Origin of the sequence: Rhizobium sp. 862_C5_N1_2 (assembly GCF_051811205.1) — a bacterium.
Lineage (GTDB): Bacteria > Pseudomonadota > Alphaproteobacteria > Rhizobiales > Rhizobiaceae > Rhizobium > Rhizobium leguminosarum.
Window position 1 is genome coordinate 2,912,554 of the sequence record NZ_JBPWPT010000001.1, and the last position, 16,481, is coordinate 2,929,034.

Sequence of the window (16,481 nt, forward strand, 5' to 3'; positions counted from 1 at the left end):
GCGAAGGGTCGAGCCGGCTTTGTGCCTGCTCCCGGTGCCGTGCCATCAAATCTGCCGATCCGGAAATCATTTTTAGCCCGCACTGGAGCCGGTGGACCCTTCGCCTGAGCCCATTGGTCGCGTGCGAATTTTCACACAGCTCCATCTCTGCAAGTTCAGGTTCCTGCAGACGGGGAATGGAACGGCCGACTAGGCCGCGCATGCGACCGAGTTTTCCTCGTTTCAATGCCTTCGCACGATCAAGCGGAGTAGCGTCGTCAAGCAGACGCCGCAGGATAGTAGTATCCCCATCAGAAAATATAAGGGACGAATGGACCGTAGTCATCGTAGGTCTCCTATGGATGTGCCAACGCTGGTTCAACAGGAACGCCCTGTGCCGACCACGATGGCAGCACAGGGCTACGGACCTGCGGTGAGGCAACCTCCCCGGTGTTTTCGGTATTTGCTGTCGCGCAAGAGCATTGATGTTCCTCGGGATGTGCTCACGTAGAGGAGCGCTAGTGCGAGAAGCCGGTGATTGGTCTTTCGGCAACGTGCACCACAGTCAGGTCGTTGAACTGACCGTCTTGAGAGACCCACTGGCTGCTCTGCCCTTGCCGAAGGCCCAGAAGTGCCACCCCGATTGGAGCAAGCACGGATATCCTTGATGCCTCGGCATCGAGATCATCCGGATCTACGAGAGTGATGGTGCGGCGGGATGCGCCTTTGACATCGAAAGTAACGGTTGAACCGATCCCGACTGTACCGTCTGGCGACTGCCCATCCGGCACCACGACGATCTTCTCGAGTTTATCGACCAGTTCGGCCGAGGCGTGGCGGTCCTTCGCCGAGGCAGTTTTAGCAAGGCGTACGAGCGACGAGTAGTCTGTTGCTCCGAGAATGGACACGTGATGCATTGAAGAGGAAATACTGTTTGACATTGCTCGCGATACCTCCAGTGCAAGCATGACGCTTGCCATGCATGCGATACTGTTTTGGAAGAATTGTCGGGCTATCAGCAAACTCTGGTGCTGACCGCTTTTACCCATGATCCGGCGGTCGACGATGGGCCGGATCCGGGTTACGATCCTGCGATCGGGCAGACCCTGAAGGCTTCGATCGGGAATATGTCGCGGTTGTTAAACATGGCCTTTAAGATCGTCATTGGGAGCCAAGAAGTCAAGCCATCCCGCCTCGCGTCCGGCATGTGGCGCGCTGCCGCATCCAATTCAGCTGGGCTTCTTTCCTGAAGCTTCGGAAAACGCCACACAGAATTTGTAGATGTGGTCGCAGATTGACAACATCGGGACAGCTCGGCCTTGGATTGAGCGAGTGCCTTGACTTCCCCCTCGGGAACGGCATCATCTCAGGACCATGACGAAGAACTCTCAATTTCGTAGCCGTCGCCTCCGCGGAGTGCGTCTTATCGAAGGACTCTAGCCCAGGGTTCTTCGCAGCTGTCGCGCGCTTTAACCCTGGGATCGTCTCCGTCATTTGATGGTTCCGCGCGACCTCCACTCACAAGACTCTACTCTATCAGTGCGGCCTGAACGGCTGCGTGAGGATTCATGAAAAATGGAAACCGACTTATATACTGGCGTCAAGCCACCGATCATCGTGCGCCAAACCGACCACTCCCGCCTCACCTCACTGGCGCTGGCGGCACCTGGTCGGGACCTCGACGTGGCTGATGAGCTCCTCGCCGAACTCGAGCGGGCTTCAGTGGTGATCGACGACAGTTTTCCACCCGAAGTGGTGGGCTTGGGCTCTACTGTCTCTTACGAGACAGAACGTGGGCAAGCGCGGACGGTCACTCTCTGCTATCCGGGACGGGCCGACATCGAGCGATCGATGGTGAGCGTGATGACCCCTGTAGGAGTAGCCCTCCTTGGGCTCTCGTCCGGACAGTCGATCAACTGGAGCGGTCGAGACGGGAACGTTCATAGGCTGACTGTAACATCGGTCAAAAACATCAAACCCTCTCGTTGAAGCCGTGAGAGGCAGGATGGCGGAATGGTCGAAGAGGATTTCGTCTGTCGGGATTGGGCTGCAGCTTGCTGGAGGGCGCTAAAGCGCAATTTCGGCGGCTTGGCCGAGGCCTATTTTCGGCAAAGTTCGGAAGCAAAATGGTACACAGATTACATCGCTCGACACCTTCTTTCCGAATTAACGACCGCTATTATTGGCGAAATACCCTGCTTGCTCATTCGTTGGAGCCATTGGTCGTGCCACAGATCGCCGTACCGCAGCCGAGAATGTCAACGAACATGACGCCTCCCTCTTTGAGAGCGCTGAGCAACTGCGCTTCCGTCGAGCGATGCAGCCCATGTCTATCTCCCTCGAAGTCGCGGATTGTACTGCGGGAGACTGTTGAGCGGGCGGCCAATTCCTCCTGGGTCCAACCAAGGAAACCGCGTGCGGCGCGACATAATGCCGGGGTGAGGCTGACTTCTACTGTGGCGCGACCCATATGACAGATATAGCCCAGTGAGGGTAAAGTTTAAAGTTAGTGTTTCAGGGCGGCCAATTTTACGGCCGCCACTTCTACGTCAGGAGAGAATCCAATTGGGGTAAATGCAGCATCGATAATTCTCGTGCTGATCGTCATCCTGCCTTTCGCAGGAAGCTTGCTGACGGCATTTTTACTCCGAACAAGTTCGAGAAGCCTGCCCGCTTCCATCGCCGGGGTCGTGACCGCAACTGTCGTGTTTTTCACGGCCGCTCTCTATCCGCTCGTTTCGAACGGAGGCGTTTTTAGGTTCGAGATCGAGTGGCTACCTCAGATAGGCGTTAATTTCACTCTGCGGCTGGATGCATTCGCATGGTTGTTCGCGATGATGGTCTCGATCATCGGGGTCCTGGTCGTCCTTTATGCACGCTACTATATGTCTGAAGAGGATCCGGTACCTCGGTTTTTCTCCTTTCTCCTGGCGTTTATGGGATCGATGCTGGGAATTATCCTTTCCGGCAACGTCATCCTGCTCTCCGTGTTCTGGGAACTTACGAGCCTCACTTCGTTCCTCTTAATCAGCTACTGGAACCAAAACCCTGCGGCACGCGATGGTGCGCGAATGGCGTTGACCGTGACTGCGACCGGTGGCTTCTGCCTCCTGGTCGGGTTGGTGATCCTTGGAAACATCGCCGGAAGTTATGACCTCGACGTCATCCTCTCCTCGGCGGACGTGATCAAAGCTCATCCGCTTTACCTGACGTGCCTGGTCTTAATCCTCCTTGGCGCTTTCACAAAGAGCGCACAATTCCCGTTCCATTTCTGGCTGCCGAACGCGATGGCTGCGCCCACGCCCGTATCGGCCTATCTTCACTCCGCGACGATGGTTAAGGCGGGCGTGTTCCTGCTGGCGCGCCTTTCGCCGGCGCTTTCGGGAACCTACGATTGGTTCATGCTCGTCGGTCTCGCAGGCATTTTGACGCTTCTGCTCGGCGCTTATTTTGCGATGTTCCAGCAGGATCTCAAAGGGCTGCTGGCCTATTCGACGATTAGCCATCTAGGACTGATCACCACTCTCCTCAGCCTGGGAAGCCCGCTTGCCACGGTTGCCGCGATCTTTCACATGGTAAATCATGCCACCTTCAAGGCATCGCTGTTCATGGCAGCCGGCATTATCGACCACGAAACCGGCACACGCGACATGCGACGTCTCAGCGGTCTGTTACGCCATCTGCCCATAACGGGTCGGCTCGCCATGGTCGCCAGCGCAGCCATGGCGGGGGTCCCACTCCTCAACGGCTTCCTCTCCAAGGAAATGTTCTTCGCTGAAGCGGTAGAGACACATGCCCACTCGTGGTTGGATACTGCGACACCATACCTGGCCGTTTTAGCCAGCGCCTTCAGCGTCGCCTATTCAATCAGGTTCATCTATTCGGTTTTCTTTGGACCGCCTTCAACCGGCCTCCCTAACCAACACCCACACGAACCACCGCGTTGGATGCGCTTCCCCATCGAATTCCTGGTCATTGCCTGTCTCGTTGTTGGCATCGTTCCAAACCTGACGATCGGCCCTTTTCTACATGCCGCGGCTGTTAGTGTTCTTGGCCAGTCCACGCCGCAATACAGCCTTTCGGTCTGGCACGGATTGAACATTCCGTTCCTGATGAGCCTCGTTGCGCTGTCGGCCGGGTGCGCGATCTTTGTAGGCTTCCGGAAATACTTCGCGCGCTGCGACGGCCCCCCCGTGTTCCGGCACTTTGCCGGTCAACGAATATTCGAGCGGGTCCTCGTGACCGTATCATGGCGCTGGGCAAGAAGTCTGGAGATCTGGCTTGGGACAAGGAGGCTGCAACCACAGCTCAGATGGATTACGCTTCTTGGCTTCCTGGCCGCTCTTCTACCGCTCTACCTCGCCGGTTTTCAGTCGCGAGCGATATCTCCATCCGACCTTAACGTACCTTTTCTCGGGCTCTGGATGATCGGCTGCTGCCTTGCGCTTGGAACGGCTTACCTTGCAAAGTACCATCGACTGGCGGCTCTGGTGATGCTGGGTGGGGTTGGATTGATCGTGTGCATCACGTTTCTCTGGCTCTCGGCACCGGATCTTGCCCTTACCCAGTTACTCGTTGAGATCGTGACCACCGTTCTCATTCTTCTCGGACTGCGATGGTTGCCGAAGCGAGTAGCGGCTCTCAAAGAAGAGATGACTTTCAGATCCCGGTTCCGACGGTTCCGAGACTTCCTGCTTGCCGCCGCCTGCGGTGTTGGCATGGCTTTCATCTCCTACGCCGTGATGACAATGACAGTGCCAGACGCAATTTCCAACTTCTTCCTCGACAACGCCTATAGCCAAGGGGGCGGCCGCAATGTTGTCAATGTGATCCTCGTCGACTTTCGAGGCTTCGACACGCTCGGGGAAATCACCGTTCTCGGAATTGTTGCCCTTACCGTCTACGCCCTCCTTCGCCGCTTCCGGCCCGCCCCAGATAGCCTCGCTCCACCCGCACAGCAGCAGGTCCAGTCTCTTTTTGACGAGGAGCAGCCGAACCGTCACTCAGGCGACACCGTGCGTGACTATCTCCTCGTGCCCTCGGTCATCATGCAATGGCTTTTTCCTGTCATCATCACATTGGCGCTTTATGTGTTCATCCGCGGCCACGACCTGCCAGGTGGCGGGTTCTCCGCAGGTCTGACTATGTCGATCGCATTCTTGCTGCAATATCTCTCCGGCGGCACCCGCTGGGCCGAAGAGCGACTCCGTGTCTTGCCACTGCGCTGGATGGGGTCCGGGCTGATCACCGCGGGAGGGGCAGGCATCGGTGCCTGGTTGTTCGGCTACCCCTTTTTGACCTCCCATTCCCGCTACCTGGAACTCCCGCTCATCGGGACGGTGCCGGCGGCGACCGCGATGATCTTCGACCTTGGCGTTTTCCTGTTGGTTGTGGGCTCCACCGTGCTCATTCTCGTCGCGCTCGCCCATCAATCGATCCGGATCAATCGGATCCGAGCGTTGGACGAACCGAGGAAAGGAGCGGAATAATGGAGCTCGTCCTTGCTGCAGCAATAGGTTTCATGACCGCCTGTGGGATCTGGCTCATACTCCGCCCGAGGACCTATCAAGTGATCGTCGGCCTCTCGCTTCTCTCATATGCCGTAAACCTGTTCATTTTCGGAGTAGGAGGCGTGAAGTCGGACAAGCCACCGATCCTCGTCGATGGCGTCTCGGTCACAACGCTGGCCGATCCCGTTCCGCAGGCTCTTGTCCTTACTGCGATCGTCATAGGTTTCGCCACCACTGCCCTGTTCCTGGTAGTCCTGCTCGCCTCCCGTGGACTCACAGGCAGCGACCACGTCGATGGAAGGAACGATCCGCGATGATCGTTTGGTCGCAGCATCTGATAATCCTACCTATCCTGATCCCCCTCATTTTTGGTGCGGGCCTTCTGTTCATTCCAGATCGCCAGCGATCAATAAAGGCGCTGGTCAGTCTATCGGGGACCGTGGCACTGGCCGGTGCCGCCCTTCTATTGATCGCGAATGCGGGGGAAAGCACTTTCGAGGGCGTCTATTTGCTAGGCAATTGGGCGGCTCCATTCGGCATCGTCCTCGTGATCGATCGCCTGTCTGCCCTCATGGTGGGTCTAACGGCAATCCTCGCCGTGCCTGTCCTAACCTTTTCGCTGGCTCGTTGGCACTCCGCCGGAGCGCACTTCCACAGCCTGTTCCAGTTCTTACTAATGGGCCTGAACGGCGCTTTCCTGACAGGGGATCTGTTCAACCTCTTCGTGTTTTTCGAGGTGATGCTGGCGGCATCCTACGGGCTGATCCTGCACGGCTCGGGGACGCTTCGGGTCAAGGCCGGAATGCACTACATTGCCATAAACCTTGCTGCTGCCCTCCTCTTCCTGATCGGTGTCAGTCTTGTTTACGGCACCGCGGGAACGCTGAACATGGCCGATCTTGCAGAACGGCTGCCAACGATCGAACCCGATCGTCGAATGCTGCTGGAAGCGGGAGCAGCCGTTCTCGGTGTTGCATTTCTCATCAAGGCCGGCATGTGGCCGCTCTGCTTCTGGCTCCCCAGCGCCTACAGTGTTGCCGCAGCTCCGGTCGCCGCAATTCTCACTCTGATGAGCAAGGTGGGCATCTACATCATTCTGCGTCTGACGATGCTCATGTTTTCCGAAGGGCCGTCCGCCGGCCTCGGCTCGGAAGTCCTGCTTTATGGGGGATTGGCTACCTTGGCGTTTGGCACGATTGGGGTTCTGGCATCGCAGGCGCTGGGACGGATGGGCGCATATTCTGTTCTCGTCTCTTCCGGTACCCTTTTAGCGGTGATTGGGTTGAATAATGGGGCGGCATGTTCGGGAGCGCTTCTATACCTCGTCAGTTCCACCCTGACGCTCGGAGCGTTTTTCATGCTGGTAGAACTTGTCGAGCGAGGCCAGGACGCGGGGGCTTCTGTTTTGGCAGTGACGATGGAACTCTACGGCGATGCCGACAACGAGGTACCCGAGGAGGGCCAAGGTGCGACCATGCCGGCGACACTAGCGATACTGGGTATCTGCTTTGCCGCCTGCGCCGTTCTTCTGTCTGGCCTTCCTCCCCTGTCAGGCTTTGTCGCGAAATTCATTATGCTCTCCGCCTTGGTCGGACCCGGGTCTGTAGGAGCCCCCACGGCGACCGCAATGCTATTCGTATTCCTTATCATCCTCGGCGGCCTTGCAACGCTCATTGCGTTCACGCGCGCTGGGATCCGAACATTCTGGAGCTCGATTGAGGGGACGGTGCCGCGAGTGCTCGTCCTGGAAATTGTTCCGGTAATGCTGATCCTGGCGATGACGGCTACCTTGGCCGTCAAAGCCGGACCGGCGCTTGCCTATACGGATGCGACCGTGCGCACGATCGCCGATCCTCAGGTTTACATCGAGGCTGTCAAACGCGTGGTTCCTCTACAATCCTGGCGCGATCACACACCGGCTCCGGGGGAGTGACATGTTTCCGTATCCGCTACTGACGATTTCCTTACTGGGGATGTGGCTCCTGCTCAATGGCGTCACGATCGGCCAAGTGCTGCTTGGCAGCATCGTCGCAGTGTGTTCGACCTGGGCGTTGGCCGCGTTGCGACCGGAAAAGCCGAAGTTGCGCAAATGGTATCTCCTTCCAAAGCTATTCGGCCTCGTGATGCTCGACATCATCCGCTCGAACATCAGCGCGAGCGTCGTCATTCTACGAGGACGAAAAAGGGGGCATCGGTCTGCGTTCATCAATGTCCCACTCGAGCTGAAAGATCCTACCGCTCTCGCGGTCCTTGCCATCATCGTTACGGGCACTCCGGGCTCCGCCTGGCTCGAATACGACTCGCGCAACAGCTCGGTTCTGCTTCACGTCCTGGATCTCGATGACGAGGACGAATGGCGGGATCTTCTCAAAAACCGCTACGAAACGCTGCTGCTGGAGATTTTCTCATGAGCACGATCATCATACTCACCGCCGTCAGCCTTGCCCAACTGATGCTGACGATCGCCATCGCCATATTGTCTGTGCGAATGTTCTACGGGCCACGCGCGCAGGATCGAATCCTCGGGCTCGACGCGCTCTACGTCAACTCAATGCTGCTGCTGTCAGTCTTCGGTATCGGCACCGGAAAGACCGTGTACTTCGAAGCCTCCCTGGTGATCGCGCTGCTTGGCTTCGTTGGGAGCGTTTCCATGGCCAAGTTCCTGATGCGCGGGGAAGTGATCGAATGACGTATTCCGCTGCCGACACGCCGGTTTGGTTGGCTCTTTTTATCGCCTTCTTCATTCTCGTTGGGGCGGGGTTGGCCTTGATCGGGGCCATCGGCTTTGCGAGACTGCCCACCTTCTATGAGCGCATTCACGCTCCTACCCTCTCAACGAGTTGGGGAACCGGCGGCATCATGACTGCTTCCATCCTGTTCTTCAGCGTGGCCGGAGGTCGCCTGATAGTGCACGAAGTGTTGATCGGAGTTTTCATCACTGTGACTACTCCGGTAACCTTGATGCTTCTTGCGAGGGCGGCGCTATATCGGGACAGGTTTGAAAAGAATCCCGATGTGCCGCTGCGGAGCGGCCAGGTCGAACCCTAACGTCGCACTTCTGCGGTGGCACGTGGGGCGCATGCAGGGGACGATGGCCAACAGACGTTGCCCCACACGCGGGTCTCGGTCCGGCGCGTCTCCAGGATGGGCTCAGCAAACTCATCGCTATTCAGCTCAGCCTAACGTCGGCATTCCGGGGCGGACCTCACTAAAAACTTGGAGGAACCACCAGCACATCACTCTCGATCTCATTCACAATTCGAGATGCCACGCTGCCAAGGAGGAAATTCATCACGTCTGTGCGGCCATGGGTCCCAACAATGACAAGGTCGAGGTCCCCCTGGTCTACCACGGGGCCCAGGGCGTCCACCACGTCACCATCTCTCACAGTGATATCGAACCTGTTCCGCGCGGCCGCGCCAGCGGCCTCGACGGCGAACCTCGCGCATTCACCGATCGCGAACTGTTCAACTTGGCGTGTGTAAGCCGCTTTGTCCTCCGCCCACATCCGGTAAGGCGGATCGATAACGTGAAAAAGTCCATGCCGGCCATTGGGGAACCAATTCAGGGCAACCCGCAAAGCGGTGCTAGACGACGCCGTTAGGTCGGTGGCCACCAACGTTCGTGACCTTGTGTCCAGGAGCTTCTTCTTCACCACGAGCACCGGAACAAGTGATGACCTCGCCAGAGCCATGACGGTGCTGCCCATCGGCAGTACGCCCAGTATCATGCTTCCTGCCAGGCCGGTGACGATCAGATCAGCCCGCTCTCTCGTCGCCAGTGCCTGAACTACTGTTGCCGGTCTTCCGCTTTCGACGTGAACGGACGAGCGAAGACCCTCGACCCCTGCCAGATCTTCGCGCAGGCGCTTGGCGTTTCGGCGCGCAGCGACCTGGTGAGCATGGCGGACCGAGGCGTTGGCAGCTACGCCGGCATCGTCGATTGCATGAACAGCTGTGAGACTGGCATTCCATTCGATGGCAAGCTGCACCGCGCGATCCTGCGCGCGATCACATCGCGCCGTGAAGTCGGTGGCGAAAACAATATGACTTGGTACCTGGTTGACGACTGCATCGCCCGACACATCCAGTGAAGGATTGAACATGTTTCTATTCCCATGATCTGAGACGCGTCGGTCGCTCGATGCGGGTCCGGCACGTCAGCGGCAGGCTTTGCCGACCGCATGGCTACGTTCTTCGCGACCGCAGACCGACTGGATGTTCCAGCATAAGTTGCGGTTTCGCAAACTCGTCGCGTACAAAAGCAGGAGCTATGTAGATTGAACCCAAGACGCGGGAGCGACAGAACCCGGTCCGGGTCTAGTGCTCTGCGATAGAGCAGATCCGGATGCAAGAGCAGGAGTATATGTCGCGGGTCTTCATAGCAGCATCTTCGCCCGCGAGCATCAACGAGTCAAGTCGAGGGCACTGGGACGCATAAGCGAAACGGCGGGAACCCCGGTGATTCCCATGAGGACGGCGATGCTGCGCGACCAGAAGATGACGCTACCCGACGCTGTCGGCAGCGAAGGCTTGTTTCCGACCCCTCCCCCGCGACCGCTTGCAGCGAGCGGCTCAGGGTTGCACGCCAGATAGGTTCACCAAAACTCACACCTCGTCCCGGAGTTAACAAACGAAGTTGATTGACATTTGAACGCAAGTTTTATGCTATGCGCCGATGGATATTGAGCTTGCCCGTACCTTCCTGGAAATCGTTTCAACGGGTAGCTTTGTTCGCGCCGCAGAACGCTTGAATGTCGCCCAAACGACGGTCAGCGCTAGAATTCGCAATTTAGAACAATTGCTTGGTCGGCCGCTTTTCATTCGAAACAAGGCTGGAGCGTCTCTCACACCTGCTGGCGAGCAGTTTCTGCGCCACGCACCGGCGTTCGTCCAGTTGTGGCAGCGCACTCGTCAACAGGTCGCAGTACCAGCAGGCCACAGAGCGGTATTAACGATAGGCAGCGAAGTCACGCTTGCTCAACCGCTCTTGCTTAACTGGGTCAGATGGTTTCGCCAGACTCTCCCTGATATCGCGCTTCGCGTGCACGTCGACGTGCCCCAGGACCTGATCAATCAGGTCGCTTCAGGGATAGTGGACGTGGCGATAATGTATGCGCCGCAGCATCGCCCAGGCCTGAAAATCGAGCTGCTGGTGGAAGAAAAGCTCGTGCTTGTGACGACAAATCCTGAAGTAGAGCGCCTTGAGGAGGCGAACTACGTCCATATGGATTGGGGACCCGATTTCGTGCTGCACCACGACATGAACTTCCCAGATGTCACACCGAACCTGTCATTCGATCTTGGCACGTTGGCCCTTAGTTATGTTTTGATGAGCGGCGGCTCCGGATATTTCAGGATGAGCGCTGTTGAGCCGCATATAGCGGCGGGGCAGCTCCACCTGGTACCCGAAATGCCGCAATATTCGTATCCAGTTTACGCGGTGAGGTCTGCGAATGCCGACGAGAGCGTCGTAGGCGCTGCATTGACGGGATTACACGCTATCTCTAGAGGCAACATACAGGCCTAAGCGGCGGCTCAGATCGATGGAAACAGGAGATCGACCGTGGTTCCGGATCCTCGCTCGCTGGCAATGCGTAAATAACCGCCAACCAACTGCATAGTCGCATGCACTTGGGCTAACCCCATCCCGGTGCCATTCTCGCCCTTGGTCGTAAAGAAGGGGTCCAGCACCTTCTGCAATAGATCTGGATCCATTCCGCAGCCTTGGTCCTTGACGCGAAGGCACGCATAGGTTCCCGGCGGCGGCTCGCTGATTGCAATGTCCGTCTGGACAAAACGCTCTGTAAGTACTGAGATTTCCCCGCCGCTCGGCATGGAATCCCGGGCATTGAGCACCAGATTGAGTAGGGCTGCCGCGAACAACGACGGATCGACCCCACAGTTCGGCACGTCCGAACCAAGCACGAGCCGAATACGGACTTTTGTTCCCGTCCCATATTTAAGGATAGGCTTGAAAGAATTGATGAGCTCATTCAGATCTCGTGCTCGGAGGTCGAGTTCTTTATAGTTCGCAAATGTGAGCAACTGCGACGTTAGCTCGACACCTCGATTGACGCCTTCCCGCGCCGCCGCAATATAGTCGCGCACGCTCTCGGGGTGGTCCGCTTTAGTTTCGGCGAGCCTCAGGCCGGATTCTATGATCGCCAGGAGGTTCCTGAAATCATGGACAATACCGCCGGTCATCTCGCCCAAAGTCGAAAGTCGATACATTCCGCGTTCGCGCTGTTGGACCGCCTGCGCGCGACTGCTGCGTTCCGCCTGCGATGGCAGCGAAACCTCTTTCGGAAACGCCGTGTTGTCTGTCATGTTGCCCATCTCTCTGTTCACCGACGCCGTCAGGAAGCACCATTTCCCGTCCGCACCGTCCTCATCCATTCGCCTGGTCGGCTACTGCCGAACCTGTCGCCACGGCTCTTTACAAACGACGGACTATCCGCTTCGCCATAATCTCTTCGACCATCGGGAACGCCTTGAGGGCCTCGTCCGGGAGGCCACGGCTTGCAGCAGCCGACTCCATCCAGCCACCATGTACTTCTGGTTTCCCGACGATAATGCGACCGACCATTCCAGCGTGCTCATGGGGGATGCAGTAGTAGTCATAAACCCCTTGCTCCGTGAAGGTGACGGAGAAGCTCTCGTCGGGCAGGAGATAGTCTGAATCCCAGGAGTTTGCGGCTTCGGGAATGCGAAACGGTTTCCCGAAGTTTGTCGGATGATAGGCTGTGGTCGTATGCGAATTGCCGGGGTTTTGGTTGATCCATCGGATCATCTGACCGGGCTTGATCAAAACACCAATCGGATCGAACCAGACATGTGAGCCATCCGAGCGCCCCTGCATTCTGATCTCCACCACCTCTTGGGCCCACACATCCTGTCGGGACAGGGAAAGGGCGGCGAGAAGCCCGCCACCCAAGCTCAGCACATCACGCCGCGCGACCGTCATTTGGCGACACCCGCTTCGCCGTCCGCTGCGACATGCCACAGCACCACATGAACATGTGGCTCTTCGACGCCCGGATGGCCGGCATTGTAGTAGACGTCGACATGGTCGACATTGCCGCCGGGCGCTGCAAGATTATCGAATGTCTTTTCCGGGTTAAGATCCTTCGTCGGCAGCATATAAATCGTGCTGACAAGCTTTCCGTCGTGATCATAAGCAAGGAACGGACCGGCAGGCAGTGTCGCCGGATCGACGAAGAGTTGGCCCATGCCAGGCAAAAAATCAGGTAACTTCACCAGCTTGCTAACCTGCTGATAGGGGGCGGCCGGTGGCGATTTTGCGAAGTCATCCGCTGCCATGGCACAAACCGAGGTGGCGAGTGTAAGAACAGGTACGAGCAGCAGCTTTTTCATCGGGGAGATCCTTTTTCGTTAACTCGCGATTGCCAAAAGTTCGGCAGCCATGGGCCGCTTCGATCTGTCGCGCACAGCCATTCAAAAGCTACCGATAATATTAGTCCAATGAAATAACATGGGATTTTAATGCAGTATTTCTGCACCGAGTAGTGGCCGCCACCACGTACGTAACAATCGCCTCATACATAATGATTTCGCCATCCACCGCCCCAATTGGAAGTAGACATTTCATTCGATTGCAAACGCAACTTAGATTCGCTGTTTCTGCGGTTATCTTGATTTCAAAAAAACCGCACCCATCTTTAGAGCTATGATTATCTTCTTGCACCTTCGAGAACCACGACGCCTTAAAGCAGGCCTCTAGCCCGGGCGCGAATTCACTGGCATCGCGTCCGGGTCCGCCAGCATCCCAATCCAATGTGACCCCGCTGCAGACGGAGTGCCAAACGCGCTTCGTTCGCATGGGCGCGGCTCGGCTTAGAGGCAACCACGATGATATTCAAAAACCTGTCAGAGAAAGACATCTTCCTTGACGTTGTGACGAAGGGGAAGCATTCGGCGCTATCCAAAATCGCGTTTAATATTGCGCAGAGGATCGAGGCTGATGATCAGGCTGTTCTTCGTGGCCTTTGGGAGCGCGAAAGTAGCGGAGCAACGGGTATTGGCCGTGGTATCGCTGTCCCGCATTCTCTGCTCGATTCGATTTCAAAGCCTGTTGCGTCGTTCACCCGATTAGCCGCTCCTATTGATTTCGGCAGCGCCGACGGCGATCCCGTCGACCTTGTTTTCACCCTTCTTTGGCCGCGCTCTGCCGCTGCCGCCTTCCTGCCAGCGCTCGCACAACTGTGCCGGATGCTTCGGGCACCTCGGATCCGCGAGGGGCTCCGATTGGCACAATCCTCTGACGAGGTGATAACCATCCTAGATGGCGATCCTCGAGCGATCGACTGGCCAGTCCCAGAGCGCGCCGCCATATCGGTGTCCCTCAGATGAACGAATGCGACTAATCGCCATCGGCATGACGGATCAGGGGGCGAACAACCTTGACGTCGTAGCTTGCCTCGCGATTTGCGCGGTCTGTTGCTCCAACGCGCACAGACAGCTGACGTCGCGGCACCGGAAATGTCGTGGACATGGGATCAACAGTAGAACTTGTTTTTCCGAAGGACGACGATATTTCCAGAGGAAAAATGTTCATTGGCACCAATTCGCACGGCCCGTCTCGGCCTTGCGGTTGGCCCAGACGGTTTGCCGGAAACACGATATAATCGGCAGCGCAAACGGACGATTGGTAGTTGCAGCAACAATGTGGTCACGAGCTCGCGTTGAAATCAGCCCGGGCGAAAGTTGCGCTGATGTTTTGCTGGGGAAGGTGAATTATGATCAACGGTTCGCAATGTCGGGCGGCGCGCGCACTAATCGACTTCTCGCGCGAACGCCTCGCAATATCTGCAGGTGTTAGCATCGAGAGCATCTTGCGTTTTGAGAGTAAACTCACGGAACCAACCGATGAGGAAGTGTCTGCCTTGCAAGCAGCGTTGGAACAGGCCGGCGCGGTCTTCATTTCTGACAACGGCCGCGGCATCGGTGTGCGTCTGAAATTTACGAGATCTGATGCTAAACGAATCGCCATATTGGAGAATGAGGGCGGGATAGTTGCACCTGACCGAGTGCCATAGGTGCGCGATCGGCCCAGAAAAACGGCGTGATACATGCCGCGCGGCCGGTTTGTCCGGGAACGTTGGAATTCGGTGCAGAATAATTGCACTCAAAGGTCAATTCGTTTCATTTGTCACATAGTGTCGGTTGCGTTACGCTCCGGAGAGTTAGCCGAACCTCCCTCAGCCAATGGGACAACGCGGCGCGCTCCCGCACTCTCTGCACGCCTCGTGTGCCAGGAGCGTGACTGGACGTCATCGCTGGCGGTTTCACTCTTAGGGAGCGGGCTGAGAATTCGAAAGGACGTGCGCATCAGTGCGACGCGGTGATTTACATCGCGCACCGCAGCCGGTTTAGCCATGCCAGTGAGAGGCCTTTTATGAGCTCCAAGACAAATGATTCCCAAAAGCTTGACTTCGGCGTCGGCATCCCGATGAGCCAACTTGCCGATGGTGGCATGCTCGCCGGTCGTGTCGGCGACGAGCATGTGTTGCTTGCGCGCCGCGGCGAGGAAATATTCGCCGTGGGATCGGTGTGCACTCACTACGGCGCGCCGTTGGATGGCGGACTCATGGTGGAGGATACAGTTCGTTGCCCTTGGCATCATGCTTGCTTCAGTCTTCGCACCGGGGAGGCGCTCCGCGCACCAGCTTTTTCATCAATCCCGTGTTTTGACGTCGAGCAAACCGATGGTCACATAATGGTTCGGGCGCGGCGCGGGCCGGTAGCGCGCCGATCGCTTCCAACCCGTGACGGTCTGCCACGATCAATTGTGATCGTCGGCGGCGGCGCTGCCGGCCATGCGGCCGCCGAAACCCTGAGGAATGAGGGCTACGACGGGCGTGTGACTATGCTGAGCGCCGATGAGGCAGGTCCTTATGACCGACCCAATCTATCGAAGGGCTATCTCTCGGGGACTGCGACCGAAAGTTCGATCCCGTTGCGCTCACCTGAATTCTACCAGGCTCAGGACATAGACCTCAAGCTGCGGGCGCTGGTGAGCGTAATAGACACGAAGGGGCGGCACGTCGAACTCAAAGACGGGACGCGACATGCCTACGACGCCCTCCTGCTGGCCACAGGGGCAGATCCGGTGCGGCTAAACGCCGATGACGGACGCCCTCCTGTCCACCATTTACGAACGCTTGCGGACGCCCACGCACTGACCGCCGAGGCACTGGAGTCCCGTCGGGCCGTAGTGCTCGGCGCTGGCTTTATTGGTCTCGAAGTCACCGCTTCCCTCCGCGCTCGGGGTGTCGAGGTGCATGTCGTCGGCCCCGGAGCAATCCCCATGCAACGGGTTCTCGGGGACGACCTCGGCCGGCACATCCAAGCGCTTCATGAAAGCCGTGGCGTAACCTTCCACCTCGGCACGACGGCGGCCGCGATCGGCGCGAATGGCGTCATGCTGAAGAATGGCGAGGTTCTCCAAGCCGACTTTGTCGTCGCAGGAATTGGCGTGCGCCCGAGCCTAACATTGGCTCGGCAGGCCGGGTTGAAGCTCGATCGCGGGATAATGGTCGATACCTACCTGGAGACCAGTATCCCGAGGATTTTCGCCGCCGGCGACATCGCCCGATGGCCCGACCGACTTACCGGCGAGAACTTTCGAGTGGAACATTGGGTGGTTGCCGAGCGCCAGGGCCAGACCGCTGCCCGCAACATGCTCGGTAAACGCGAGCGATTTGATTGCGTACCGTTCTTTTGGACAGAACAGTATGGTCTCAGTCTAGCCTACGTCGGTCATGCTGAAGGATGGGACGAGACGGAGATCGACGGGAACCTGGCAGAAAATGATTGCACGGTCACGTATCGACGCGGCGGCGCGAAGGTGGCCGCCGCCTTTGTTCATCGGGATTTGGCTGGAGTTCGCGCCGAACTTGAGTTCGAGCAGGCGATGGCCAATCGGATGTTGCCAACGTAGCTGATGACAGGAGATGCGAGCTAAAAAATG

The 16,481-nt window shown here is 57.6% G+C and carries 18 protein-coding genes; 12 read left to right on the forward strand and 6 right to left on the reverse strand.

Annotation, left to right across the window (positions count from 1 at the left end):
• Positions 1–497: 497 nt before the first annotated feature.
• Positions 498–947, reverse strand: a complete 450-nt coding sequence (locus tag ACD590_RS14660; protein WP_439020866.1) for a GreA/GreB family elongation factor — start codon at positions 945–947, stop codon at positions 498–500.
• A gap of 27 nt (positions 948–974) precedes the next feature.
• Here ACD590_RS14660 and ACD590_RS14665 point away from each other — a divergent pair, with 27 nt between their 5' ends.
• Together ACD590_RS14665 and rnk are read left to right on the forward strand one after the other, a co-directional pair.
• Positions 975–1,229, forward strand: a complete 255-nt coding sequence (locus ACD590_RS14665; protein WP_138387145.1) for a hypothetical protein — start codon at positions 975–977, stop codon at positions 1,227–1,229.
• A gap of 325 nt (positions 1,230–1,554) precedes the next feature.
• On the forward strand, positions 1,555–1,968 hold the full coding sequence (rnk, locus tag ACD590_RS14670; RefSeq protein WP_439002890.1) for a nucleoside diphosphate kinase regulator: 414 nt from the start codon (positions 1,555–1,557) through the stop codon (positions 1,966–1,968).
• A 214-nt stretch (positions 1,969–2,182) separates the two neighbouring features.
• On the opposite strand, the gene ACD590_RS14675 is transcribed toward rnk, so the two are convergent.
• On the reverse strand, positions 2,183–2,449 hold the full coding sequence (locus ACD590_RS14675) for a helix-turn-helix domain-containing protein (protein ID WP_130657951.1): 267 nt from the start codon (positions 2,447–2,449) through the stop codon (positions 2,183–2,185).
• 118 nt (positions 2,450–2,567) lie between these two features.
• On the opposite strand from ACD590_RS14675, the gene ACD590_RS14680 reads away from it, so the two are divergent.
• The 6 genes from ACD590_RS14680 to mnhG are packed head-to-tail and all read left to right on the forward strand — an operon-like array spanning position 2,568 to position 8,537.
• On the forward strand, positions 2,568–5,468 hold the full coding sequence (locus ACD590_RS14680) for a monovalent cation/H+ antiporter subunit A (RefSeq protein WP_439003539.1): 2,901 nt from the start codon (positions 2,568–2,570) through the stop codon (positions 5,466–5,468).
• Complete coding sequence (locus ACD590_RS14685) at positions 5,468–5,806, forward strand: Na+/H+ antiporter subunit C (RefSeq protein WP_130660647.1); 339 nt, start codon at positions 5,468–5,470, stop codon at positions 5,804–5,806. Before ACD590_RS14680 ends, ACD590_RS14685 begins: the two co-directional genes overlap by 1 nt.
• Positions 5,803–7,422 carry a monovalent cation/H+ antiporter subunit D gene (locus ACD590_RS14690; protein ID WP_439002892.1) on the forward strand — a complete coding sequence of 540 codons (1,620 nt, stop codon included), beginning with the start codon at positions 5,803–5,805 and terminating at the stop codon, positions 7,420–7,422. Before ACD590_RS14685 ends, ACD590_RS14690 begins: the two co-directional genes overlap by 4 nt.
• Before the next feature lies 1 nt (position 7,423).
• A complete protein-coding gene (locus tag ACD590_RS14695) occupies positions 7,424–7,900 on the forward strand; it encodes a Na+/H+ antiporter subunit E (RefSeq protein WP_439002893.1) in 477 nt (158 codons plus the stop codon).
• Entirely contained in the window at positions 7,897–8,178 is a 282-nt protein-coding gene (locus ACD590_RS14700; protein WP_130657956.1) for a K+/H+ antiporter subunit F, read from the forward strand. The genes ACD590_RS14695 and ACD590_RS14700 overlap by 4 nt, the downstream gene beginning before the upstream one ends.
• The gene (gene mnhG, locus ACD590_RS14705) at positions 8,175–8,537 is read left to right on the forward strand and encodes a monovalent cation/H(+) antiporter subunit G (RefSeq protein WP_130660650.1); all 363 of its coding nucleotides are present in this window, start codon (positions 8,175–8,177) and stop codon (positions 8,535–8,537) included. Before ACD590_RS14700 ends, mnhG begins: the two co-directional genes overlap by 4 nt.
• Positions 8,538–8,697: 160 nt before the next feature.
• Here mnhG and ACD590_RS14710 read toward each other — a convergent pair whose 3' ends face one another.
• Positions 8,698–9,594, reverse strand: a complete 897-nt coding sequence (locus tag ACD590_RS14710) for a universal stress protein (RefSeq protein ID WP_439002895.1) — start codon at positions 9,592–9,594, stop codon at positions 8,698–8,700.
• Positions 9,595–10,166: 572 nt separating this feature from the next.
• Here ACD590_RS14710 and ACD590_RS14715 point away from each other — a divergent pair.
• Entirely contained in the window at positions 10,167–11,018 is an 852-nt protein-coding gene (locus ACD590_RS14715; protein ID WP_130660652.1) for a LysR family transcriptional regulator, read from the forward strand.
• Between the two features lie 8 nt (positions 11,019–11,026).
• On the opposite strand, the gene ACD590_RS14720 is transcribed toward ACD590_RS14715, so the two are convergent.
• The 3 genes from ACD590_RS14720 to ACD590_RS14730 all read right to left on the reverse strand — a co-directional run bounded on the left by ACD590_RS14720 (position 11,027) and on the right by ACD590_RS14730 (position 12,865).
• A complete protein-coding gene (locus ACD590_RS14720; protein ID WP_130657978.1) occupies positions 11,027–11,818 on the reverse strand; it encodes an ATP-binding protein in 792 nt (263 codons plus the stop codon).
• A 109-nt stretch (positions 11,819–11,927) separates the two neighbouring features.
• On the reverse strand, positions 11,928–12,455 hold the full coding sequence (locus ACD590_RS14725) for a plastocyanin/azurin family copper-binding protein (protein WP_439002896.1): 528 nt from the start codon (positions 12,453–12,455) through the stop codon (positions 11,928–11,930).
• Entirely contained in the window at positions 12,452–12,865 is a 414-nt protein-coding gene (locus ACD590_RS14730; protein ID WP_130657960.1) for a DUF5602 domain-containing protein, read from the reverse strand. Before ACD590_RS14730 ends, ACD590_RS14725 begins: the two co-directional genes overlap by 4 nt.
• Positions 12,866–13,360: 495 nt before the next feature.
• Here ACD590_RS14730 and ACD590_RS14735 point away from each other — a divergent pair, with 495 nt between their 5' ends.
• The 3 genes from ACD590_RS14735 to ACD590_RS14745 all read left to right on the forward strand — a co-directional run bounded on the left by ACD590_RS14735 (position 13,361) and on the right by ACD590_RS14745 (position 16,451).
• On the forward strand, positions 13,361–13,861 hold the full coding sequence (locus ACD590_RS14735; protein ID WP_130657961.1) for a PTS sugar transporter subunit IIA: 501 nt from the start codon (positions 13,361–13,363) through the stop codon (positions 13,859–13,861).
• A gap of 386 nt (positions 13,862–14,247) precedes the next feature.
• Complete coding sequence (locus ACD590_RS14740) at positions 14,248–14,547, forward strand: helix-turn-helix domain-containing protein (protein WP_130657962.1); 300 nt, start codon at positions 14,248–14,250, stop codon at positions 14,545–14,547.
• 359 nt (positions 14,548–14,906) lie between these two features.
• Positions 14,907–16,451: an FAD-dependent oxidoreductase gene (locus tag ACD590_RS14745; protein WP_439002897.1), complete on the forward strand. Its 1,545-nt coding sequence runs from the start codon at positions 14,907–14,909 to the stop codon at positions 16,449–16,451.
• The last annotated feature ends 30 nt before the right edge of the window (positions 16,452–16,481 follow it).